The organism is Corynebacterium sp. A21, from assembly GCF_052266655.1.
GTDB lineage: Bacteria > Actinomycetota > Actinomycetes > Mycobacteriales > Mycobacteriaceae > Corynebacterium.
In genome coordinates this window covers 269,549-290,569 of the sequence record NZ_JBQPQY010000004.1, presented here as the reverse complement: position 1 = coordinate 290,569, position 21,021 = coordinate 269,549, and the positions used below count along the sequence as shown (strand labels likewise).

Below are 21,021 nucleotides of genomic sequence, written 5' to 3'. Positions count from 1 at the left end.
GGCAGCTGGTTAGCGCTGTCTTCTTCGCTGTCCATAGGTGGTCAGGCCCCGCGGCTTATAGACTGCCAGTGCGGTGGCCGTCAGCAGTACTAATGCTGCCCCGACGGAGTGGAGGACCGGGGAGAAGTTCCTCACGGCCTCCAGTTCAACGCCTGGGTCTGCCGCCACCTGGGCCAGATGCTCAAAGGTCTGCAGATACAGCAACAGCACACTGGTGGCCACCACCGTGAGACCCAGCTTGAACACCACCCAGTAGTGCCGAAACAGCCCCCAGGTAGTCCCTAGGGACTGGACGATCCCGGTCACTAGCGAGGCCACCGCCAGGGGGACGAGCGCGAACCACGCGGCCCGCTCCATCACCAGATAGGCCCCCCGGACCGTCATTTCATCTGGGCTAACCATGCCAATGACGGCCACCGCGACAAAGGCCAGTACGGCCCCGAGCCAACTGACCGAGCACACCACGTGCCCCACCAATGCGACCTTGCGTACTCGTGGGGCCATCGTCCCCGTCATCAGAGGTGATCCTGGATCAGGAACATTCCGCTGGCAGGCATGCCCAGCCCATGACGGCCGGGCCCATGGTTACCTCCTCCGAACACCATCACCAACACAATCAGAACAATCAGCACGAGGACGATGATTCCCGAAATCTTCACCCACCGGGGCGTACCGTCCTCGAGTTGGCGATGGTTCTTCTCATCCGGATTTCGAGGGGTGTCGGGAAGGCCGTTGTTCATGGGTTTCCTTATTTTCGATGCCAATGGGAGCTCCTGGAAGGAGCCTACACATTTTATCGATACATAGTGTCTCTTTCAATACGGACTGTCTTGACTGGGTCATCACGTATACTAAGGATGTGCCGAAGCTGTGGAATAAGACGATTGAGACGCACCGCCAGGAGGTCCGGGAAGCGATCTTGTACACGACCTGGACGCTGGTGGTCGAGAACGGGGTGCGGTCGGCGACGATGTCGCAGATCGCCAAGAAGGTCGGCATCGGGCGGGCGACCTTGTACAAGTACTTTCCTGACGTAGACGCTATCCTCATCGAATGGCATCACCGCCACATTGCCGCTCACCTGGAGCACCTAACGCAACTGGGGAACCAGCATGGAGATCCCACCTGCCGACTGGAGGCGGTGCTGAGTGCCTACGCGATGATCATCTACCACCGGGGTAGCCACGTCCCGGATCTCGGAGCCCTGCTGCACCATAAGGAGCACATCGCTGGAGTCCAGCAGCAAGTCACCGATCTCATTCGTGACCTGCTGATCGAGGTCGCTGCCTCCGGCCACCTTCGTGAGGATGTTCCGCCTGCGGAGTTAGCGAGCTACTGTCTCCATGCGCTCACCGCGGCTGAGGGGCTGGACTCGGAGGTCGCGGTACGGCGCCTGGTGGCGGTCACGATGGCTGGCATACGCTGGAAGTCGGAATCTGACTCCAGCGCGGAGCAGTAACCTCGCTGAAAAATTCTGCGTGTGGGCTTTTACTATTGGGTAAAATGGTGCTGTTGCAAATAGGATTTTCGGCTTACTAACTATTTGATAGTCTGCAGCGCAATGCAGGTGACGGATCTGCCGTTTTCGCCAAAAACACGAGTTTGCAACAGTACCATGCTGCCTACCATCCTGGGTCAGGTCCGACCGTCGATCTCCCTCAACTCGATGATGCCGAAGGCGAACACCAGTCGTGCGGCGGTCAGCAAAACTGCATTCGGCAAGTCAAAGATGCCGTATTTGCGCTGCTGATCGACCGGAATCAGGATCAATACAGCGATGAAGACCAAAAGAATGAAAGGCACGGCGATCAGAAAGATCCATCGCCACCCGAGTAATTTGGTGATCACACCGGAGAGAATAAAGCCCAATACGAGACCGCAACTGGCGATGACCGCCCACTCGCTCAATGCGCGGGATCTGCGAGGTCCTTCGGGAAACATCAGAACAATGGTAGCCATGGCAGCTGGCAGCGCGAGGGCTTCGCCCATCCCCTGCAGGATGCGTGCTGCCACCAATAACTGGAAGGTTGGAGCAAGTCCGATCAGCAGGGAGGCCAAGCCGAAGACGATTGTTCCGGCCAGGAGAACCCGGTGTGGCCCAAGAACGGGGCCGACCCCTGGCTGAAGCCAGAGGGGGAGGTTGCCTATGAAATTCCCTAATTCATTCTGCAGACCCTGATTAAAAACAGTGGGCAGAGAACTCTCTCCCCAACCAACCACGCGAAGTACCCAGCCCCTGCAGGCCCTCACCGTTGCACTATCCCTGCCGTTTCAACCGTTCCTGCAGCGCCTCCGGCAGATCAGCGAACCAGGCGGCCTCTTGCCCCGGTTCCCGGAGCAGGTGCCCGTACTCGGTCATATTCGCACCCGGAATCTCCGAGATATAGACCCAGACCTCTTCCGTGGGGACCCCGAGAATCTCGGCTACCTCGCTGGTCAGCCGCACCAGGAGATCCTTCCGCTGCTCCTCGGTGCGGCCGAAGCGGATGAGCGCATGAATCCACACCTGGTTGGCTGGTGCCGGATGCCCACCGATGAAATGCGCATCAGCTGAGACCTCAGTGAACAACACCTGGACCAGGTAGCGCGGTGCCTTGGCGATATCGTGGTGGGCATCAGTGATCGCGGCTGCGATCTTCGTCTGTGCCGCCCGGGAAATCCAGCCCTTCTGTGACCAACAGCTATATGTGGGCATGGTGTCCTAGTCCTCCGGCCCTTCCACCTGACGTACCTCGACCTGGCCGCCACAGGCCGCCGCAGCCTCCCCGGCGATCCGGGTGGCTTCATCAAAACTCGAGGCCCTGATCAGCCAGAAGCCGCCGAGGTAGGACTCGGCCTGGAAGGCGGGGCCGTCGATAAGCGCCCCATCGGGGGCGACGGTAACACCGAGGTTCGGGGCGCTCAGGCCGGCAACGTAGAGCAGGGCACCGGAATTTTCCAGCGCCTCATTGAATTCATTGGTGCGGGCGAAGGCCGCTTCCATGTCAGCACGGGTGGGATAGGGGCCGAACTCCCGCTCATGCGAGCCAGCCGGGTTGTACACGGACAAGAGGTAGCTGCTCATGGGCTTGAGCCTAATGCGATGGGGACCTGCGGGGAAGCTTGTTTATCAAAGTGAGATTCCGGCGGGAAAATGTGCCCCCTCCGGAAAGCTTCCCCGAACCACAGGTGGGCAAAAGGTGACCGTGGTTGAGGACCCGGGGGAATATGCCTAACTTGGGGTTTGGTCGGTGGAACTCCCCTGATCAACGAACCTGCCTTGAAAGCGAGCCCGCCATGTCTGAGAACACCGCGCACCCTTACTCCCCGGCCAAGCGCGTGGGAAACCACATCTATGTTTCCGGCGCCCTTTCCGTTGACCGGGACTATCAGCCTGTCGACGGACGCCGCGAAGCCCTCGATGCCGCTCTGGAGCGGATGACTGAACGTCTGGCCACCGCCGGTGGTGAGCTCAAGGACCTGGTGAAGCTGACCTATTTCGTCACCGATCTCTCCCTGCGGGAGGAAGCCAACCAGCAGTTCCTTGATCATTTCCTGGACGCCCGTCCGGCACGTACCTTCCTGGAGGCCTCGGCGCTGCCCTATGGCGCGAGTGTGGAGATTGACGCCATTGCGGTGGTTCAGGAGTAGCACGGGCGTGCCAGTAGGGAAGGCTGAATCCGCCCGGCAGCACAGACGGCTGTGCTACCGGGCGGAGCTCTTGAAGAGACCTAACTCAGCCTGCTCAACCAGACTTTTTAGGGACAGCTATCTTAACCGACGCTGACAAGCTCCTCCTTGGTGGTGGGCAGCGGAACGTTGTCGCGACGCTTGATCGTGGCCACCGAGATGATGCCGATCACCGACACCAGGATCACCCAGCCCGCCGGAGCCACGGAGCTGCCGGTGGACTCGACCAGGTAGGTGGCCACCAGCGGAGCGGTACCACCGGCAACGATAGTGCCGATGTTGTAGCCCAGGGCGATGCCGGTGTATCGGACCTTCACCGGGAACAACTCCGCAGCCAGGGCCCAGGTGGGCACCTGGGAAGCACCACTGAACACCATGAAAAGACAATAGAAAATGCCCACCACCAGGAAACTGGAGGTCGTGGACATGATGTAGAAGGTGGGGATGGCCAACAACGCAAATCCGATGTAGCCACCCAGCAACACCGCACGGCGACCGAACCTGTCCGAGAGCGAGCCGATGAACGGGTAGAACAGTGTTGCCGCGGCAATAGCGGCGGCGGCCACCCAGGACACACCGGTGGCGTTGAAGCCCTCCTTCTGCAGGTAGATGACGAAATAGGTCAAGCCGATGTAGACGGTGCCGTTCAGCGCGATAGAGAGACCGGCCAAGCGCAGCAGCTGCCGCGGGTGCGACTTGATCACTGCGATGATCGGGCTCTTCTCAACTTCACCGGACTTTTCTTCGAGCTTCTTGAAGTCAGTGGACTCCTCGATACGCATCCGGCCCCAGATAGCGATCAGGGAGAGGACGACCGAAAGCAGGAAGGGGATGCGCCAGCCAAAGGCGATCATCTGTTCATCAGTCAGCGCCAGCTGAGTGACACCGACGGCAGCTGAGGCAACCGCAAATCCCAGGGTGGCACCGATGGCGGTAGCGGAACCGTACTTGCCGCGTTTGCCGGGAGGGGCAGTCTCAGCGATATAGGTGGCCGAACCACCGATCTCACCGCCGGCCGCAAAGCCCTGTGCCAGGCGCAGGGCAATGATCGCGAAGGTCGCGAAGACACCGATCTGGGCGAAGGTGGGCAGGAGACCCATCAGGGCACAGGCCAGACACATCAGACCAACTGAACCCAGCAGGGCTGCCTTGCGTCCGTATTTGTCGCCGATATGCCCGAAGAACCAGCCGCCGATGGGCCGCATCAGATAGGAGGAGGCGAAGACCCCGAGCGCGGCGATGGTGCTCACCGCAGGATTTTCAGAGGGGAAGAACAGGGGGCCGATAATCAGCGCCAGGAAAGCGTAGACACTGAGCTCGTAATACTCGATCAAGGTGCCCACACCACCGGCGATGGTGGCTTTTCGGGCGAGAGATTTATCGTGGGATCCACCGCTACCTGCTGATAGAGTGGGCGTTGCACCGTACTTCTGAGAGTCCAGGACAGCCGTTGCAGCGGCATCGTCATGGTGAACCTCTCGGGAATTATCGTGCATTGCGATTCCTTTCGGTTAAGGGACGTCCCTCGGGGTCGCCCCTTGATAGTTGGGAAGGACTGTGCGGTTCTCGGGGCCCTTGTTACGCATCTGGGACTGGAATTCTTCATTTGCGTGGGCAAGGGCACCGATGGACCGGGAAAGTACGAACAGGCCGCGCCCGAGCATCGGGCTGAAACCCAGTTCTGCATAGATGACGGCTGTTGCACCGTCAATGTTCATCGGAATGGGACGAGTACGTCCCGCATTGATCTGCCGTTCGATTTCCAGGGTTGCCTCGAGGGCACTGCCTTCGATCTCGCCCGCCTCCTGCGCTTGTTCGAGCAGCCGGATCAGCGGGTCACGGCGGGGATCTTGGGGATGGAATCGATGGCCGAAGCCTGGGATGTGTTCCTTCTGTTCGCGGAATTCCTGTAGCTTCTCCGCCACCACCTCCGTCACGGGTCGGTCATCGGCGGTGATCTCCAGTAGCAGCTCCATGAGCTGCTGACCGGCACCACCATGGACGTCGCCAAGCACATTGATCGCCGAGGCCATCGCATTGTTGATGTCGACCCCGCAGGTCATGGCCATGCGGGCAATGGCGATCGAGGGGGCCTGTGGACCGTGGTCGACGGCCGCGATCATGGCACGTTCCAGCAGGTCCGCTTGCCGCCGGGAGGGTAACTCGCCGCGGGTCATCAACCAGATCATGGATCCGATGCTCAGGCCCGGCGCAGCGATCAGCTGTTCCACGGGGTAACCGTGATAACGGATCACACCCGGCGAAATATCTGAGATCTCGGTGTTCCACCAATCTGATTTCTGCCATTCCGATTTCTGCATCAGACGATGTCCTTTCGCTGTAGTTCCGTAATTTCTTCCCCGGTGAACCCGAGCTGTTCCAGGACCTCTTCAGTGTGTTCCCCGAGCAGGGGTGGCCGGACCCTGGGCACCACCGCGGTTCCATTGATATGCACCGGGGAACCCAGCAGATTAATGGTTCCCGCCGCACCGAGCCGGGCATCCGGCACTGGGGTCACGTCATCGAGCTCGATGGTGGCCACCAGCTTCCGGAAGGCCACCTGCTCGGACTCCAGGGCTTCCGCCATATCCATCACCGGGGCAGCTGGCACCCCGGCTGAGGGAAGCGTGGCGCTCCAATGGTGTTTTGACTGCTTTCTCAGTTCCGCATCCAGTTCCACCTTTAGCTCGGCCCGGTTCAGTTTCCGGGTCTCGCGCTCCGCGAAGCGGGGATCAACGATCAGATCCGATCGGTCGATCGCCTGGCACAGGGACTCGAACTGTTCCTGCTTATTTGCCGCGATGTTCAACCCACCATCAGAGGTCTCGAAGGTGCCGGAAGGTGCTGCCGTGCGATTTTCATTGCCCATCGGGACCGGAAGTCGGCCACCGACCAGGTAATCAGAGGCCACCCACCCCATGGCGACCAAGGTCGCATCCAACATGGAGACATCAAGGTGGACTCCTTCCCCGGTGCGTGCCTGATTCACCAGGGCGGCGGAGATGGCGAAAGCGGCGGCGAAACCACCGATGGTGTCACTGATGGGGGCTCCGACCCGCAAAGGTGAGGTCTGCTGATCACCGGTGATTGCCATCAGACCGGACATCCCCTGGATGATCTGATCATAAGCCGGGTTCTGCCGCAGTGGCCCTTCCTGACCAAATCCGGAGACCGAGCAGTAGACGATACCGCGGTTGATCTTCCGGAGCTCCTCCCAATTGAACCCGAGGCGCTCCATCACCCCGGGCCGGAAGTTCTCCAGGATAACGTCATGGGACGCGACCAGCCTGGTGAACACCTGCTTCCCCTCCTCGGATTTCAGGTTCAGCGTCATCGAACGCTTCTCACTGTTCTGCGCGAGGAAGGAAATGCCCATCAGCTGCTCGCTCAGACCGGCGGAGGCACCGAGTTTGCGGGCCAGGTCGCCGTGGGGCAGGGCCTCAATCTTGAGGACTTCCGCGCCCATCAGAGCCAGCTGATAGCCCGCGAACGGGCCCGAGAGCACGTTGGTGAGGTCCAGAACCTTGACACCGTCCAAGAGTTTCATATTCACAAAAGTCCTCCTACTGGACCAATTCCGTTGGTGCTGAGTATTTTGCTGGCGTCGGTCATCCGCGCCAGCGCCTTTTCCCGGACCCCGCTGCCGAAGCGGCTGATCGGCCCGGAGATCGACAGCGCGGCGATCACCCGACCGTCCTGGTTTCGGACCGGGACGGCGATGGAGGCCGCATCTGCCTCGCGTTCGCCCTGGGATTCGCAGTAGCCGAGTTCCGCGACCTGCTCGGCCCTCCGCCGTAGCTGCTCCTCATCGAAGTCCTCCCCGTCTCCCTGTCGTGCCGAAGCCTTGAGGGAATCGATCAGGTTGAGGTTGCCGGAGAGCAGTGCCATGGCGGAAGCACCACGAGTCAGCGGGAGCAGTTCACCTAGCTTGACCACATTGCGGATGGCGTGGGTGCCGTCCACTGAGGCAATGGCTGTTCGTGATCCCCCCTGGCGGACATAGAGGGTGGCGGTTTCACCGAGATCCCGAACCAGACTCTCGAGGATCTCCATGGTTTCCTCATCCACATGCCACATGTCCTGGGCCAGTTGGGTCCACCGGAGAAAGGCTGGCCCGATGGAATAGAACCCCTTGCTGTTCAGGGAGAGCATTCCCCGGTTCACCAGGTCCGTGGCCAGCCGCAACACGGTGGACTTGGGCAGCCCAGAGGCCTCGATCAGTTCCCGCAGATCCCGGGAAGGGTTGAGGTGGTCAAACTGCTCGATGAGGTCAGCGACTCGGCTTACGGTTCGCATCGGAGCTTGGGTCATTGCTCCTCCTTCTTCTGTGTCTCTACTCGGCTTCGACAATGTTGAGGGCAACAATGCCTGCGTTGAAAATATCCGCCTCAAGAATGCGCCCTGGGGCGTCCTGGTTGGGGCTACCAAGTTTAATGATGCCAATCCGAGTCCAATCATTTCACTGAATGGTCTGGCAGGTCCATCTAGTGATTTTATGTTGTGTGGATCACTATAGGTCTCGCAATGTGAGTTGGCCAGTCCTTTTCAAAACTTTCCCCGAAAAAAGATTCTCGCCCACCAGGCGGGCGAACATATTTGCAGATCAGCGATGTGCAGCCAGTGATGTCCCCGAATAATCTACCCAGTGGACCTTGCAGACCACGGGGTGGTTCGCTAGTGTTGCCTCCATCACACCAATCAGCACTTGTGACATGGGTGGAAAATCGGAAGCTTGCTGGGCCACCCAGGTGGACCACACCCACAACTGCAGCACCACCACGGGGAAGGAAGAAAATGACGATCACACAGACATCCCGAAGAACCGAGATCATGGACCCGCCGCTCGCCGACTCCAACTCGGCAATGAGCGCGCTCCGGGTTCCGGTCAAGGCACCGCTCCACCTGCCCCAAGGTTGGTTCCACACCCTTGAAGGCCCGGTATTCGGTATCGACCACACTAAGCCCCTGGATCAAGACCTCACCTCCCACGGCATCTCAGATCCGATCGGAACCCGCATCAAGGTCTTCGGCACAGTCACCGACAGCACCGGCAAGCCGGTGCGCAATGCTCTGGTGGAGGTCTGGCAGGCCAACGCCGCCGGCGGCTACCGCGACTCCCAGGATCACTCCGGTTTCGCCCTGGACCCCAACTTCTGGGGTTCTGGCCGCTGCCTCACCGATGACCACGGCAACTACAACTTCATCACGATCCAACCCGGCGCGTATCCGGCACAGTTCAAGGACGGCAACCGGGTCTGGCGGGCAGCACATATCCACCTCTCGGTCTACGGCCGCGAGATCGGCCACCGCCTGGTCACCCAGCTCTATTTCGAGGGGGATCCGCTGATCGCCTATGACCGAATGATCAACGCCATTCCGGATCCTCGTGGCCAGGACAGGTTGATCGCCAAGCTCGACATGGACGAATCCGTCTCGGAAACGCTGGGCCCACCCCGTCATTTCTCCACCCTGGATGGTTCCGGGAAGATGGTGCCGCCGCCGGTGCGCACTGATCCCAATGCACTGCTCCCCCGCAACCCTTCCCTGCTGGCCTATCGGTTCAACATCGTGCTCCGCGGTGCCAGCGCCACTCCCTTCGAAGCGAGGAGCCGAACATGATCATCACCCCGGCCCAGACCTGCGGCCCGCTCTTCGGGTTCGCCATGACACCCAGCGAGGTGGTCAGCAGCGCCCGGGTAGCTGACCCCGATGCCGTGATCATCGAAGGCACGGTCTTCGACGGTGCCGGCCAGGATCTCGGCTACGGTGCCTTCATCGAGCTCTGGTCCGCAGAGCAGTCGGTGCGGGTCCGGGTTCTTGAGGGCACCTTCCGGACCGTGATGCGCCGCCCCCGGGCGGTGGCGGTCAACTATGGCGAACAGCTGGCCCCCCACCTGGATATCCGCATTGTCATGCGCGGTCTGACGATGCCGCTGATCACCAAGATGTACTTCCCCGATGAGAGCGCCGCCAATGATCAGGACCCGGCGCTGAGCCTGGTCCCCGAGGAACTCCGAGACCGGCTCATTGCCCGAGCGAGTGGTGCTGACAGGCACTTCCGCTTTGACATTCACCTGCAGGGGCCGCAGGAATCCATCTTCCTCGCCGCTGAATTCTAGAACTCCCCTACCTTTCACCACCCCTCAAGAGATAGAAGGAAAGACATGACCCCGAAACTCCTCGTCGAAAACTTCGACCAGGTCACCGTCCTCACCCTGAACCGCCCCGAGAAGCTCAATGCGATGGACAGCGAAACCTATGAGCTGATGATCGCCGCACTGCAGGAAGCCGCCGACAGTCCGGAGACCGAGGTGATCGTGGTCCGCGGTAACGGCCGGGCCTTCTGCACCGGTGCCGATGTCGGGGAGTTCGAGGAGCTCACCCCGGATCAGACGGAGCGCGTGGAGGCCCGGGCCGGCCTGACCTACCAGCTGCACAAAACCATCTCCGAACTGCATAAACCGATCATCGCCGCGGTCCACGGCTACGCGGTGGGTGGCGGCTGTGGCCTGGCCACCGCCTGCGACATCACCATCGCCGCTCCGGATGCCAAGATGGGGTACCCCGAGATCAAGCACGGTCTGGTCGCTGCGGTGGTCATGGCCAACTTGAGCAAGCAGATCGGCCGTAAGGCCGGGCTGGAGCTGGTCCTGACCGGTCGGCTTCTCGACGCCGTGGGGGCCGCCGACATCGGTCTGGTCACCCGGGTAGCCGAGGGTGAAGATGCCTTCGCCGAAGCCTTGGAGCTGGCACAGCAGCTCACCCAGCGTTCCGCCCAGGCTATCCAGGCCACCAAGAGCCTCTACATGGAGGTCGCCGATCAGCCGCTCGCCGAGGGGTTGATCGCCGGACGCCGGGCCAATGAGCGGATGCGGGCCTACCGTTCCGAAGCCCTGGGTTCCTACCGTTCCTCGGTCAAGGGCCTGGAGGTATCGGCATGACCGCCTCCACCAAGCTCGAGGCAACCATCTCCACTGACATTCGGGTCACCGATCTGGACTTCCAGAAGCATGTCGGCAACACCGCCTTCTATGAGATCTTCGCCGATGCCCGCTTCAAGTATCTCTCCGATGTCATCCGTCCGATCGTCGGTCAGGATGCGCTGATCGCCCTGGTCCATGTCGAGGTTGATTTCACCCGTCAGGTTCACTTCCCCGCCGCCCTGGACACCGTCACCAGGGTGACCAAGGTGGGGCGCACCTCCATCGGTCTGACCCAGGAGATGTTCAACGGTGAGCACCTCAGCGCGAAGTCCAGTGCTGTGCTGGTACTGACCGACCGGGAGAGCGGCACGGCCATTCCCTGGCCCGAAGACGTGGCACAGACCCTCAACCAGGGATAACCGACCCAGGGGAACCGGGGGCGACCCCGCACCTCCCCGCTATCTCAATCCGGGACATCACAGCCTTAGAACCACCACAAAGGACTTGATCATGAACTTCAACAACCACGACGGCCACCAGCTCGCCGCTCTCGGACAACTGACCGGCATTACCGTCATTGAAATGGGTCAGAACCTTGCGGCCCCCTATGCCTCGAGCATCCTCGCCGATCTCGGTGCCGAGGTGATCAAGGTGGAAAAACCCGGTGGTGATGACGCCCGCACCTGGGGCCCGCCCTTCATCAACGACATCGGAGTGAGCTTCCACCTGGTCAACCGCAACAAGAAGTCAGTGGAACTGGCACTGGATCAGCAAGCGGACTACGAGGCCTTCCTCCAGCTGATTCGTTCCGCCGATATCTTCATCCACAACCTGCGCCCAGGTGTCGAAGACAAACTCCGGGTCGATTCCGAGACCCTGCGCGAGGTGAACCCCGCCCTGATCTACTCCGGAATGTCCGCCTTCGGCCACGTTGGGCCGATGAAGCACCGCCCCGGCTACGAGCCGCTGCTCCAGGCCTTCTGTGGCATGGTCGCGACCAACGGTGACCCAGCTGGTCCCCCCTCCAGGGTCGGGCCCTCGGTGGTGGACCTGGGTACCGGGATGTGGGCGGTGATCGGGGTACTGACCGCCCTATTCAACCGCCAGCTGACTGGCCAGGGGTCCACGGTCAACACCTCGCTGCTGGAAACCGCAGTGAACTGGTCCGCCCGCCACTCCGCAGACTACGGTGCCTCGGGCAAGACTCCACCGCGGGTGGGAACCGGCCACAACTCGCTGACCCCCTACGGCGCCTATAACGCCAGCGATGGACCGATCGTGATCACCGCCGGAAACAACCGGCTCTTCGCCAAACTGGCGAATGCCATCGGTTGCCCGGAATGGCTCGAGGATCCCCGCTTTTCCACCAACAATGACCGCACCACCCACCGTGAGGTGCTCAATCCACTGCTTTCCTCGGTCATCGCCACCAAGACCATGCACGAATGGGATGAGCTTCTGCAGGCTGCCGGGGTGCCCTGTGCCCCGATCCACTCCGTGGCGGAAGTAGCGGAAAACCCTCAGGTCAAAGCAATGAACATGTTCCTCGACAGTGATCGACCCGAGATGAAGATGGTACGACTGCCCCTGTCGATCAACGGTGATGTCTGCCAGACCAGCGAAGAAGCCCCCGCCCTCGGTGCCCACCAGTACCTTGCCGAAGCCGCACTAGCTGCCGGCGCCCAGCCAGAAGAGGTTCTTTCATGACCACCACATTGACCGGGACCACCGGGCCCGTCACCCGCATCGCTAAGTCGGACGCCACCTCCATCACCATCGCCGGGCATGATCTCTGCGAGGAGCTGATGGGCAAGCGCACCTTCACCGAGATGACCTACTTCTTCGCCACCGGTAGATTCCCCGACCCGGCGGAACAGATCATGCTCGACGCCTGCCTGGTGTCTCTGATGGAACACGGCTGGACCCTGACCTCCATCATCACCCGACTCACCGCAGCCTCGGTGCCTGGCGAAACCCAGGCCGCGCTGGCAGCCGGTCTCCTCTCGGTCGGACCAAAGTACGCCGGCACCATGGAAGGCTGCGCGGCATTATTGCTCGCAGGGGAAGCCAGCGGCCAGCCGCTGGTGGAATGGGCCACCGCCACCGCCACCGATTACCTGGACAACCAGAAGCCACTGCCGGGGTTCGGCCACCGGGTGCACAAGCCGGTGGATCCCCGGGCACAGCGGCTGCTGGAGATCGCCCAGGAGCAGCACATCACCGGCCCCTACTTGCAGCGCCTGCTCGCCTTGGAAGCGGCCGTCGAGAAGCACCGTGGCAAGCCGCTGCCGGTCAACGCCACCGGTGTCATCGGTGCCCTCTTCCTGGAGATCGGCATCCCGCTGAGCGCCAGCCGGGCCTTGGCAACGGTCTCCCGGGCCGGCGGACTGGTCTCCCACCTGGTGGAGGAGGAGCGTGACCCGGCAGCACAGACCATCTGGAAGCTGGTACGCGAGCACATTCCCTACTCCGATGAGGAACTGTGATGAGCACCCAACCCACCCTGGAGCAACTCAGCCCGGAAGCGGTGCTGGCCGCCTTCCCCACACACGCCCGGACTCTCAACGGACTGGTCAGCAGTCGTGCCACGAGAGATCCCGCCCGCACCATGTTCATCGACTCCCAACGGCAGTGGACCTGGGCGGAATGTCTGGCGGAATCCGCCCAGCTCGCCGGCTTCCTGCGGGAGTCCGGCATCCGACGAGGTGACCGCGTCGGACTGATCGCGCCGAACAACGGCTGGCATGTGCTCACCCTGCTGGCAGCCGCCCGGCTCGAGGCCATCTTCGTGCCGATGAACCCGGAGCTGACCGCCCCGGAGCTCAACTACATGATCCAGCTGGCAAACCCGCGGGTGCTGCTCCACTCCGCAGACCGCGCCGAGCTCGCCACCGCCGCCAGTCCGAAAGCTGACATCCTCCACGTACTCGGCGAGCAGCTGCTCAACGCCACCCCGATCACCGAAGATGAAAGCTACCCTGATGACGCCTGCATCATGATCTTCACCTCCGGCACCACCGGCTACCCCAAGGCCGTACTCCACAACCAGCAGACCCTGTTACTCGGTGGCGAAGGATTCATCAGCCGGGTCCAGCTCCAACCAGCTGACCGCTGCTTGGTCATGCTTCCGCTCTTCCACATCAATGCAGTCTTCTACTCCCTGGCCGGGGCTCTCAGCGCGGGTGCCACCCTCATCATCGAAGAAAAATTCTCCGCCTCCAGGTTCTGGTCGATCATCGATGACCATCAAATCACCCAGACCAACATGATCGAGGCCATCGGGTCCATCCTGCTCAAACGCCCCGCAGAGGAATACCGGGCAAACCACAGCTTGCGCAAGATCTACGGCATTCGGGAATCACTCGCCCACGACTTCCGGGCCCGCTTCGCGGTTCCGCACCTGGTCGGCGGTTATGGCATGACCGAGATCCCCGCAGTCCTAGCCACCGACTTTGACTCAGTCCCGCCGAAGGGCAGCATGGGACGACTACAGCCGCACCCCGGATCAGAGTCCGCCCTGGCGGAGTGCCGCATCGTCCAGGACGGCGAAGATGTCGCCCCCGGTAAAGTCGGCGAACTCTGGGTCCGCACCCCCACCGTGATGCTCAACTACTACCGGGATCATGAACACACCAACGCCGCCTTCTCCGGACAGTGGCTACGCACCGGCGACCTCGTCCGACAAGATGCCAAAGGCTGGTTCTACTTCGTCGCCCGCAAAAAGGACATCATCCGTCGTCGCGGGGAGAATATCTCCGGCGCGGAGCTGGATCGGGAGTTCAGCGCTCATCCGGACATCATCCTGGCAGCAGCCATCGGCGTCCCCTCAGACATGGGAGATGAAGAGATCCTGCTGGTCGTCGTCCCAAAGCCACAGGCACAACTTAGTGCAGCGGACATCAAAGTCTTTGCGGCGTCGACCCTGAGCCCGATGAAAGCACCCCGTTTCCTGGTGTTCCGGGATCAGCTCCCACTGACCGCCACCGGAAAAGTAGCCAAGCAACTCCTCAAACAGGACAAGAACCTGAGCGGTGAAAGCATCGACCTGGCGGGGCTGGCCTAGCTGCGAACAGGACGCAAAAAGCTCACACACCCCGACACGATCCAGCAGCTCGCTGAAAGGACACCACCATGAGCACCACAACCATCTTCCCCACCACCGTGAACGAGTCCCAGCTCCGGGAGTTCATCACCGGTGACTTCTCCTCCTCAGACATCGTCTGCCGCGCCCGGCAACTGGTCCCGAGACTCAAAGCCCGGGCCCCGGAACAGTCAAAGCATTCCAAGCTCCTGCCCGAGACGGTCGAGGATCTGAAGGCCGCCGGGCTCTTCCAAATGCTGCAGCCCAGTCGCCATGGTGGCCTGGAGACCACCCCGATCGAGTCCTTCGAGGCCACGACGATCCTGGCGGAAGGCGATGCCTCGGTAGGTTGGGTACACGGTGTAACCAGCATCCACCACTTCCATCTGGGGCTTTTCGACGACCGCGCTCAGCGGGAGGTATGGGGAACAGACACCCAGACGCTGGTGAGCTCGCCGTACATGCCGCAAATCGCGCGCCGGGTGGAGGGCGGTTATCTGATCTCCGGTACCTGGAAGTTCGCCTCCGGCACCGATTACTGCGATTGGGCGCTGCTGGGCGCCAATATCGCCGGTGAGCCGACTCCGCCACCGGGTCCCGCCGGTAGCCATGTTTTTCTCGTTCCGCGCAGTTCCTATGAGGTCATCGACAACTGGGATGTCTCCGGGCTGCGTGCCACCGGCAGCAATGACATCCTCCTCGAGGAGGTGTTTGTCCCGGAATACCGGACCCTGACCTGGAACCAGGTGCACCAGGGTGTTGCCCCGGGCTTGGATATCAATAGTGGACTGCTTTACCGACTGCCTTTCTTCCAGGTATTCTCCCGTGCCACCCAGGCCCCGACCTCACTCGGCGCACTCCAGGGTTTCACCGATGATCTGATCGAGTTCATGGTTCGGAAGCGGAAGAACCCGAAGGATCCGGCGGCGACCCTCGCCCTCGCGGAGGCACGTTCCTTCATCACCGAGGCCAAGACCACTCTCTACTCGAACTATGCGGCACTGATCACCGAGGCAGAGGGCGGCCCGAAGGTCTCCCCGGAACGGCTCAATGAGTTTCGCTTCCAGTCCGCGATCATCCCGGCCCGCGCCGCCCGTTACGGCACCGAGCTGTACCGGATCGCCGGTGCCGCCGGGGTCTACAACACTGAATCCTTCGGTCGCTACATGACCGATCTGCTCGCCTGCCAGACCCACGCCACCAATAACTTCCAGGCCCGTGCCGTTGACTGGATCGGCCCCGAGCTTGGCCTGGATGAAATCCCGCCACCGATGGGCGTTGTGCCCGCCAACCTGAAGTGAGGCCGCCATGACCAGCGTTCAGCATCTCGATCCCAGCCTCTTCCGTGAGGCACTCGGGCATCACCCCACCGGTGTCGCCGTCATCTCCAGCATTGATGCTGCGGGCCAGCCCATTGGACTGGTGGTGGGTACCTTCAATTCCATCTCCCTCGACCCCCCACTTGTCGGCTTCTTTCCGATGAAGGAATCCCGTAGTTGGGCCGCGGTTCAGGAAGCGGGCTTTTTCACCGTGAATATCCTCGCCCATGACCAGGAGGATCTCTGCCGGGCGCTGACCCGGCGCCAGCCCAACAAGTTCGAGGGACTAAACTGGTCCCCCTCCGCTAATGGTTCACCCGTCCTGGACAATGTTGTCCTCACCATCGACTGCACCCTGGACAAGGTGGCTCCGGCCGGAGACCACTTCTTCGTCACCGGACTGGTCGAGGATCTCAGTATCTGCCGACCGGTACCGCCACTGCTGTTCTTCCAGGGCGGCTACGGCGGGTTCGTACCCCGTTCCTTCGTGGCCCCCAGCGACGCCATCATCGCCGAGGCGGTGCAGCTGGTTCAGAGCATCCGCACCGACATGGAGGATCTGGCCAATGACACTGAGGGAGAGGTCGCCGCCTATGCCTTGGTTGAAGATCATGCCGTCGCCGTGGCGGTCGCCAAGGCGGCGGATCTGTCCGCCGCCACGGTCATCGGCTCAAAGATCCCGCTGAGCCCACCCTTCGGCGAGGTGTTCCTGAGCAATGCCCCGCAATCAGCCATCGACGCCTGGTTCGTGAAGGCCGACCGCTTGGGAGCGGAGATCACCCGTATCTCCCGCCAGCGCCTGGAACATCTGCAGGCTAACGGCTGGACGGGCTCCCACACCGGTCATTTCCGCGACAGTCGGCTCTTCCCTGCCCTGCTCAATTACGGCATCGAGGAAATCACCCCGGCGCGTGACCGGGAACTGAAGAACCTGCTGACAGAGGCTGCCGTTGATCTGCTGCCACCAGATGCCCGGAACACCGAAAGCCATCCGGGAGCCAGCCTGGTTGCCCCGATCCTCAGCGCTGATGGTCGTTGCAAACTCATGCTCCGCCTCTCGCACCTGCCGAGTCTGACGGTTCCAGAGGTCGAGGAGCGCGGTCGTCGTCTCCGCGAGATCGCCTCACGCGCACATACCAACCAGACTGGCATCAACGAAGCAGGGAGCCTCCGATGACAACAACACTCACCACAAATACCGGGATCATGACTCCGGAATACCAACTGGCGCAGTTCATCACGAACTTCGATGGTCAGGACACTCCCCCCAAGGTCCGTCAGGTGGTCCGCAATGTGGTCCGGACGATCGCCGGCACGATGATCGCCGGGGCATCCCAAGACGGCATCGCGGAGATCCGTGAGCATCTGTGCAGGCAGGGTGGGACCCCGGAAGCCCGCACCATCATCTTCGGTGACCGCCTGCCAGCAGTGAACGCGGCTCTCTTCAACGGGACCATGGCCCGGGCACTGGACTACTGCGATCTCATGGTGCCGGGTCTGCACCTGGGTTCCTCGGTGATCCCGGCGGCGCTGGCCGCGGCAGAGCTCAAGGGGCAGTGCACCGGCACCGAGTTTGAGACGGCCATACTGGTCGGGCTTGAGGCCGGTGCCAGCCTGAATCTCACCGAGGAACAATTCGACGGCTTCGACCCGACCGGGGTGGTCGGAGTCTTCGCCGCCGCCGCCGCCGCGGCCCGGCTGCTGGAGTGCAGCGTGGAACAAACGGTCAATGCCCTGGGCCTGGCTTTCAACCGGGCCGCCGGGAGCTTTCAATCCAACACCGACGCCAGCCTCGCGGTGCGGCTGATCCAGGGTTTCACGGCCGCCAATGCGATCCAGTGCGTCCAACTCGCACAGCTCGGTCTGACCGGTCCGGAGAACTTCCTCGCTGGCCGCTTCGGATACACCCACCTCTGGGGACGTGATGAGATCAAGGGCTCAGATCTGGTGGGCGAGCTCGGCACCGAGTGGAAGATCATCGACGATTTCTTCAAGAAGTACCCGTGCTGTGGCCTCACTCAGGGGCCGACCGACCTCGCCTTCCAGAGCGTCCGGGAACTCGGCATCACCGAATCAGAGATCGAATCCATCGACCTCTATCTTCCGGAGTTTGCCTTCAATCTCATCGGCAAGAAGTTCGAGGCAGGTTCCAACCCCCGGGTCAACGCCCAGTTCAGCGGCCAGTACTGCATTGTCAACGCCATCGTGCGGGGAGAGTCCAAGTTGGCGCACTTTGAGCCGACTGCCGTGACGGCGCTGCTGGACCACCCGCTACATGAACGGGTCCAGTTGCATCACGATCCAGCGATCACCGGGCATTCCGCGACCCGATTCCGCCTGCGCACCACCACCGGGCAGGTCTGGGAAAAGTTCCTCAGCATCGGTCCCGGCTACCCCGGCAACCCGCTCACCGAGCAGGAGCACGCAGGTGGCTTCCGGGACTGCCTGGACTACGCACCCTATGCTCTTGAGGTGGATCAGCAGATGGCGCTGGATGCCGCGATCTCAGACCTGCGAGAGGTCGCCGACATCAATGAGTTCATCGCAGCTTTGATCAGCAGGAACGCACCCCAACACGACCTCCCCTGAGGGGCCGAGAGATTCTTCCTTTTCTGGTCCACCTGCGGTGTTTCCTGCCGCAGCAGCCGCCCGCCGGGTGTTCTCACAACCTGGCGGGTGGCTGCTGTCTGCTGCGGTCGGTTTTCGCCCTCGGGATCCCTGGTGGATGAATATCTGTCCCACGGCACCGGTTGCCCCGTAATGACGCTTATCGACGACCGCGTGGGCCCCAGGTAGCCTGGCACCCACCGCAGCAATCGCGGCGTCGATAAGCAGAGGAACTACACCTTGAGGGTGTCGCGGGCTTGTGCCGGGAGCAGGTGTCGGGCGAAGAACTCCGCCAGTTCGGCGGTCGCGTGCAGCGGCAGCACATGAGCGACGTACTGATCGGGGCGGACCACCACAATCGCACCATGCCGGTCGATCTGACGGGCCTGAAAAATATCCTCCTCCGGCAGCACGCCATAGGCGCGCTCTAGGTCATGCACCTGATAGGGGCCGACCTCGGGTCGGAAGGCGCTGGGGACATCGGGAATGTTGATCTCGCTGTGCGGCTGCTGGAAGATCACATTCAGCTCGAAGAGCTCATTGAGATCCGCACCGGCCGGAGTGTAGCGCTGGAGCGGGGAATCCGGGGACCCGGCGAGCCAAGCCGCCAGATCATTGAACTCGGAGGGTTCCCCGACACTCGGCTGATCCGCGAAGACGTAGAGCCGCCACTTACCGTCGGCCTTGGCCTGATGGCCGAGGTGCAACGGGTTGCCATCGCAGACGCGGGCGGCCCGGGCGGACTTGAATCGCTTGCCCACGGGGAAACCGGCAGCCAGCTGCTGGTGGGTATCTTCCCCGGTGATCATTGAGGGCGTGTACTCGGTCATGAATCCGGCCGGGAATTCTGCGTTCTTGTAGACAAACTGCTCAAGCTCAGTGGAGTCCTCGAAGTCCTCCGGGCGCTTGGCCAGCAAGGTGGACCACTCACGGTCGAAGTTGATGAGGTTTTCAGCGACGACCTTGCGCTCAGCTGAGTAGGTCTGCAACAGGGACTCCGGGCTGCGGCCCGAGAGCACGTGCCCCAGCTTCCACCCGAGGTTGAAGCCATCGGCCATGGAGACGTTCATGCCCTGGGCAGCTTTGGCGCTGTGGGTGTGGCAGGCATCGCCGGCGATGAATACCCGAGGGTTCTCACCGTTGTCCTGACCGGCATCATCGAAGCTGTCAGTGATGCGGTGCCCCACCTCATAGACGCTGTTCCACACCACATTCCGGACCTCCACGGTGTACGGGTGGAGAATATCATTGGCTTTGGCGATGATGTCCGCAAGTGGGGTCATGCGGACTGCGCGGGACTGATCCGGACCGACCTCACCGAGATCCACATAGAGGCGGACCAGGTGCCCACCCTCACGAGGGATGACCAGGATACTGCCACCGGTGTTGGACTGGATGACCGAACGCAGTCGGATATCCGGGAAATCGGTGCGGACCAGCACATCCATGACCCCCCAGGCGTGGTTGGCCTGCCTGCCCTCGAGCTTGCGGCCGATGGCGGCACGGACGTTGCTGCGTGCCCCATCGGTACCGAGCACGTACTTGGCACGGATGGTGCGTTCCTCGCCTTCCCTGGGCCCTGCGGTATGACGGACCCGAACCTCCACTGGGTACTCACCCTGACCGGTGTTGTCGAGGCCGAGGAATTCCACACCGTAATTAGGCTGCATCCGGGTCGGTGAAAACGCCATGGATTCCGCGAAGAAGTCCAAGATCCGGGACTGGCTGATGGTCAGATGGGGAAACTCACTGATCGCCATCGGATCATCCGGGGTCAGCGCAGTGCGGATGATGTTCTCCGGCTGCTCTGGGTCCGGCTTCCAGACCGACATCTCAGTGATGTGATAAGCCTCATCGCTGAGCTGATTGGCGAATCCAAAGGCCTGGAAGGTCTCCATGCTGCGTGCCTGGACACCATCGGCATGGCCGAATTCCAGACGCTCCGCGCGGCGCTCGATCAACCGGGTATGCACCTGGCCATACTGCGCCAGCTGTGCTGCCGTGATCATGCCGGTGGGGCCGGCGCCGACAATCAGGACATCCATGTCATCAGGAAGGTCCGCCGACCAGCTCTCCCCGATCGCCGAGGCCGGCAGGCGGCGCGGATCAGTCGATACATAGCCGTTGTGATGGAACTGCATGATATTTCCTCCGTGAGATCGGGATGGCGGTGCACTTGGTGCCAGGGTGGAATCAGGGACGGTATCAGTGGTTGATTCTGGACACTCAGGATCAGGGATGCCGGTGGTTATTCCCGGTCACATTCATAGCCTGATCCACAGATCATGAAAGTTGGGTCCTTCCGGTCGGACCAAGGACGCTCTTGAGTGTTCTAAATCTCTCAGTGACATCTTTTGTGATCCCCACCACTGAAAGAATACCACCTGATGGGCGAATTGGTCCACAGGTCGAACTATTGACA

General features: G+C 61.7%; 22 protein-coding genes. 12 read left to right on the top strand and 10 right to left on the bottom strand.

The genetic code is table 11. From position 1 onward, the window contains the following. Nucleotides 1–9 precede the first annotated feature (9 nt). A complete protein-coding gene (locus ACTU46_RS09430; protein WP_443381239.1) occupies nt 10–516 on the bottom strand; it encodes a DUF2269 domain-containing protein in 507 nt (168 codons plus the stop codon). Continuing rightward, complete coding sequence (locus ACTU46_RS09425; RefSeq protein WP_443381236.1) at nt 516–740, bottom strand: hypothetical protein; 225 nt, start codon at nt 738–740, stop codon at nt 516–518. Before ACTU46_RS09425 ends, ACTU46_RS09430 begins: the two co-directional genes overlap by 1 nt. A gap of 119 nt (nt 741–859) precedes the next feature. Between ACTU46_RS09425 and ACTU46_RS09420 the strand changes: the two genes are divergently transcribed. Next, on the top strand, nt 860–1,459 hold the full coding sequence (locus ACTU46_RS09420) for a TetR/AcrR family transcriptional regulator (RefSeq protein ID WP_443381233.1): 600 nt from the start codon (nt 860–862) through the stop codon (nt 1,457–1,459). A 176-nt stretch (nt 1,460–1,635) separates the two neighbouring features. Here the strand turns inward: ACTU46_RS09420 and ACTU46_RS09415 are convergent, their stop codons facing one another. Genes ACTU46_RS09415 through ACTU46_RS09405 form a run of 3 tightly spaced genes read right to left on the bottom strand, consistent with a single transcriptional unit; the run spans nt 1,636 to nt 3,064 of the window. Further along, complete coding sequence (locus ACTU46_RS09415) at nt 1,636–2,220, bottom strand: MFS transporter (protein ID WP_443381230.1); 585 nt, start codon at nt 2,218–2,220, stop codon at nt 1,636–1,638. Between the two features lie 37 nt (nt 2,221–2,257). Beyond that, complete coding sequence (locus ACTU46_RS09410; RefSeq protein ID WP_443381226.1) at nt 2,258–2,695, bottom strand: tautomerase family protein; 438 nt, start codon at nt 2,693–2,695, stop codon at nt 2,258–2,260. A gap of 6 nt (nt 2,696–2,701) precedes the next feature. Further along, nucleotides 2,702–3,064: a YciI family protein gene (locus ACTU46_RS09405; RefSeq protein WP_443381223.1), complete on the bottom strand. Its 363-nt coding sequence runs from the start codon at nt 3,062–3,064 to the stop codon at nt 2,702–2,704. 212 nt (nt 3,065–3,276) lie between these two features. Between ACTU46_RS09405 and ACTU46_RS09400 the strand changes: the two genes are divergently transcribed. Beyond that, nucleotides 3,277–3,630, top strand: a complete 354-nt coding sequence (locus ACTU46_RS09400) for a RidA family protein (protein ID WP_443381221.1) — start codon at nt 3,277–3,279, stop codon at nt 3,628–3,630. A gap of 122 nt (nt 3,631–3,752) precedes the next feature. Here ACTU46_RS09400 and ACTU46_RS09395 read toward each other — a convergent pair whose 3' ends face one another. From ACTU46_RS09395 to ACTU46_RS09380, 4 genes are read right to left on the bottom strand one after another with little or no spacing between them, the layout of a single operon-like run. Then, the gene (locus ACTU46_RS09395; RefSeq protein WP_443381218.1) at nt 3,753–5,165 is read right to left on the bottom strand and encodes an MFS transporter; all 1,413 of its coding nucleotides are present in this window, start codon (nt 5,163–5,165) and stop codon (nt 3,753–3,755) included. A gap of 15 nt (nt 5,166–5,180) precedes the next feature. Further along, entirely contained in the window at nt 5,181–5,990 is an 810-nt protein-coding gene (locus ACTU46_RS09390) for a citryl-CoA lyase (protein WP_443381215.1), read from the bottom strand. Further along, nucleotides 5,990–7,216 (bottom strand): CaiB/BaiF CoA transferase family protein, encoded by a 1,227-nt coding sequence (locus ACTU46_RS09385; RefSeq protein WP_443381290.1) that lies wholly within the window; start codon nt 7,214–7,216, stop codon nt 5,990–5,992. The genes ACTU46_RS09390 and ACTU46_RS09385 overlap by 1 nt, the downstream gene beginning before the upstream one ends. A gap of 2 nt (nt 7,217–7,218) precedes the next feature. Next, nucleotides 7,219–7,965 carry an IclR family transcriptional regulator gene (locus ACTU46_RS09380; protein ID WP_443381213.1) on the bottom strand — a complete coding sequence of 249 codons (747 nt, stop codon included), beginning with the start codon at nt 7,963–7,965 and terminating at the stop codon, nt 7,219–7,221. Nucleotides 7,966–8,463: 498 nt separating this feature from the next. On the opposite strand from ACTU46_RS09380, the gene ACTU46_RS09375 reads away from it, so the two are divergent. From ACTU46_RS09375 to ACTU46_RS09330, 10 genes are all read left to right on the top strand, one after another. Beyond that, the gene (locus tag ACTU46_RS09375) at nt 8,464–9,288 is read left to right on the top strand and encodes a dioxygenase family protein (protein ID WP_443381210.1); all 825 of its coding nucleotides are present in this window, start codon (nt 8,464–8,466) and stop codon (nt 9,286–9,288) included. Further along, entirely contained in the window at nt 9,285–9,788 is a 504-nt protein-coding gene (locus tag ACTU46_RS09370; RefSeq protein ID WP_443381207.1) for a hypothetical protein, read from the top strand. The genes ACTU46_RS09375 and ACTU46_RS09370 overlap by 4 nt, the downstream gene beginning before the upstream one ends. Nucleotides 9,789–9,833: 45 nt before the next feature. Beyond that, complete coding sequence (locus tag ACTU46_RS09365; RefSeq protein WP_443381205.1) at nt 9,834–10,610, top strand: enoyl-CoA hydratase/isomerase family protein; 777 nt, start codon at nt 9,834–9,836, stop codon at nt 10,608–10,610. Then, a complete protein-coding gene (locus tag ACTU46_RS09360; RefSeq protein ID WP_443381202.1) occupies nt 10,607–11,011 on the top strand; it encodes an acyl-CoA thioesterase in 405 nt (134 codons plus the stop codon). Before ACTU46_RS09365 ends, ACTU46_RS09360 begins: the two co-directional genes overlap by 4 nt. Nucleotides 11,012–11,102: 91 nt before the next feature. After that, nucleotides 11,103–12,299 (top strand): CaiB/BaiF CoA transferase family protein, encoded by a 1,197-nt coding sequence (locus tag ACTU46_RS09355; RefSeq protein WP_443381200.1) that lies wholly within the window; start codon nt 11,103–11,105, stop codon nt 12,297–12,299. Then, nucleotides 12,296–13,078 (top strand): citryl-CoA lyase, encoded by a 783-nt coding sequence (locus tag ACTU46_RS09350; RefSeq protein WP_443381198.1) that lies wholly within the window; start codon nt 12,296–12,298, stop codon nt 13,076–13,078. The genes ACTU46_RS09355 and ACTU46_RS09350 overlap by 4 nt, the downstream gene beginning before the upstream one ends. Further along, nucleotides 13,078–14,655: a class I adenylate-forming enzyme family protein gene (locus ACTU46_RS09345; RefSeq protein WP_443381195.1), complete on the top strand. Its 1,578-nt coding sequence runs from the start codon at nt 13,078–13,080 to the stop codon at nt 14,653–14,655. The genes ACTU46_RS09350 and ACTU46_RS09345 overlap by 1 nt, the downstream gene beginning before the upstream one ends. Before the next feature lie 68 nt (nt 14,656–14,723). After that, nucleotides 14,724–15,974 (top strand): acyl-CoA dehydrogenase family protein, encoded by a 1,251-nt coding sequence (locus tag ACTU46_RS09340; RefSeq protein ID WP_443381193.1) that lies wholly within the window; start codon nt 14,724–14,726, stop codon nt 15,972–15,974. A 7-nt stretch (nt 15,975–15,981) separates the two neighbouring features. Next, the gene (locus ACTU46_RS09335; RefSeq protein ID WP_443381190.1) at nt 15,982–17,169 is read left to right on the top strand and encodes a flavin reductase family protein; all 1,188 of its coding nucleotides are present in this window, start codon (nt 15,982–15,984) and stop codon (nt 17,167–17,169) included. Next, a complete protein-coding gene (locus tag ACTU46_RS09330) occupies nt 17,166–18,581 on the top strand; it encodes an MmgE/PrpD family protein (protein ID WP_443381187.1) in 1,416 nt (471 codons plus the stop codon). The genes ACTU46_RS09335 and ACTU46_RS09330 overlap by 4 nt, the downstream gene beginning before the upstream one ends. Before the next feature lie 251 nt (nt 18,582–18,832). Here the strand turns inward: ACTU46_RS09330 and ACTU46_RS09325 are convergent, their stop codons facing one another. Next, nucleotides 18,833–20,740: an FAD-dependent monooxygenase gene (locus ACTU46_RS09325; RefSeq protein ID WP_443381185.1), complete on the bottom strand. Its 1,908-nt coding sequence runs from the start codon at nt 20,738–20,740 to the stop codon at nt 18,833–18,835. Nucleotides 20,741–21,021: the final 281 nt, after the last annotated feature.

Bases quoted from the DNA above. Each gene is read 5' to 3' on its own strand.
- ACTU46_RS09385 (WP_443381290.1), bottom strand. From the start codon at position 7,216: ATGAAACTCTTGGACGGTGTCAAGGTTCTGGACCTCACCAACGTGCTC.
- ACTU46_RS09345 (WP_443381195.1), top strand. From the start codon at position 13,078: ATGAGCACCCAACCCACCCTGGAGCAACTCAGCCCGGAAGCGGTGCTG.
- ACTU46_RS09395 (WP_443381218.1), bottom strand. From the start codon at position 5,165: ATGCACGATAATTCCCGAGAGGTTCACCATGACGATGCCGCTGCAACG.
- ACTU46_RS09425 (WP_443381236.1), bottom strand. From the start codon at position 740: ATGAACAACGGCCTTCCCGACACCCCTCGAAATCCGGATGAGAAGAAC.
- ACTU46_RS09365 (WP_443381205.1), top strand. From the start codon at position 9,834: ATGACCCCGAAACTCCTCGTCGAAAACTTCGACCAGGTCACCGTCCTC.
- ACTU46_RS09355 (WP_443381200.1), top strand. From the start codon at position 11,103: ATGAACTTCAACAACCACGACGGCCACCAGCTCGCCGCTCTCGGACAA.
- ACTU46_RS09335 (WP_443381190.1), top strand. From the start codon at position 15,982: ATGACCAGCGTTCAGCATCTCGATCCCAGCCTCTTCCGTGAGGCACTC.
- ACTU46_RS09330 (WP_443381187.1), top strand. From the start codon at position 17,166: ATGACAACAACACTCACCACAAATACCGGGATCATGACTCCGGAATAC.
- ACTU46_RS09405 (WP_443381223.1), bottom strand. From the start codon at position 3,064: ATGAGCAGCTACCTCTTGTCCGTGTACAACCCGGCTGGCTCGCATGAG.
- ACTU46_RS09325 (WP_443381185.1), bottom strand. From the start codon at position 20,740: ATGCAGTTCCATCACAACGGCTATGTATCGACTGATCCGCGCCGCCTG.
- ACTU46_RS09360 (WP_443381202.1), top strand. From the start codon at position 10,607: ATGACCGCCTCCACCAAGCTCGAGGCAACCATCTCCACTGACATTCGG.
- ACTU46_RS09390 (WP_443381215.1), bottom strand. From the start codon at position 5,990: ATGCAGAAATCGGAATGGCAGAAATCAGATTGGTGGAACACCGAGATC.
- ACTU46_RS09430 (WP_443381239.1), bottom strand. From the start codon at position 516: ATGACGGGGACGATGGCCCCACGAGTACGCAAGGTCGCATTGGTGGGG.
- ACTU46_RS09410 (WP_443381226.1), bottom strand. From the start codon at position 2,695: ATGCCCACATATAGCTGTTGGTCACAGAAGGGCTGGATTTCCCGGGCG.
- ACTU46_RS09400 (WP_443381221.1), top strand. From the start codon at position 3,277: ATGTCTGAGAACACCGCGCACCCTTACTCCCCGGCCAAGCGCGTGGGA.
- ACTU46_RS09370 (WP_443381207.1), top strand. From the start codon at position 9,285: ATGATCATCACCCCGGCCCAGACCTGCGGCCCGCTCTTCGGGTTCGCC.
- ACTU46_RS09350 (WP_443381198.1), top strand. From the start codon at position 12,296: ATGACCACCACATTGACCGGGACCACCGGGCCCGTCACCCGCATCGCT.
- ACTU46_RS09375 (WP_443381210.1), top strand. From the start codon at position 8,464: ATGACGATCACACAGACATCCCGAAGAACCGAGATCATGGACCCGCCG.
- ACTU46_RS09340 (WP_443381193.1), top strand. From the start codon at position 14,724: ATGAGCACCACAACCATCTTCCCCACCACCGTGAACGAGTCCCAGCTC.
- ACTU46_RS09380 (WP_443381213.1), bottom strand. From the start codon at position 7,965: ATGCGAACCGTAAGCCGAGTCGCTGACCTCATCGAGCAGTTTGACCAC.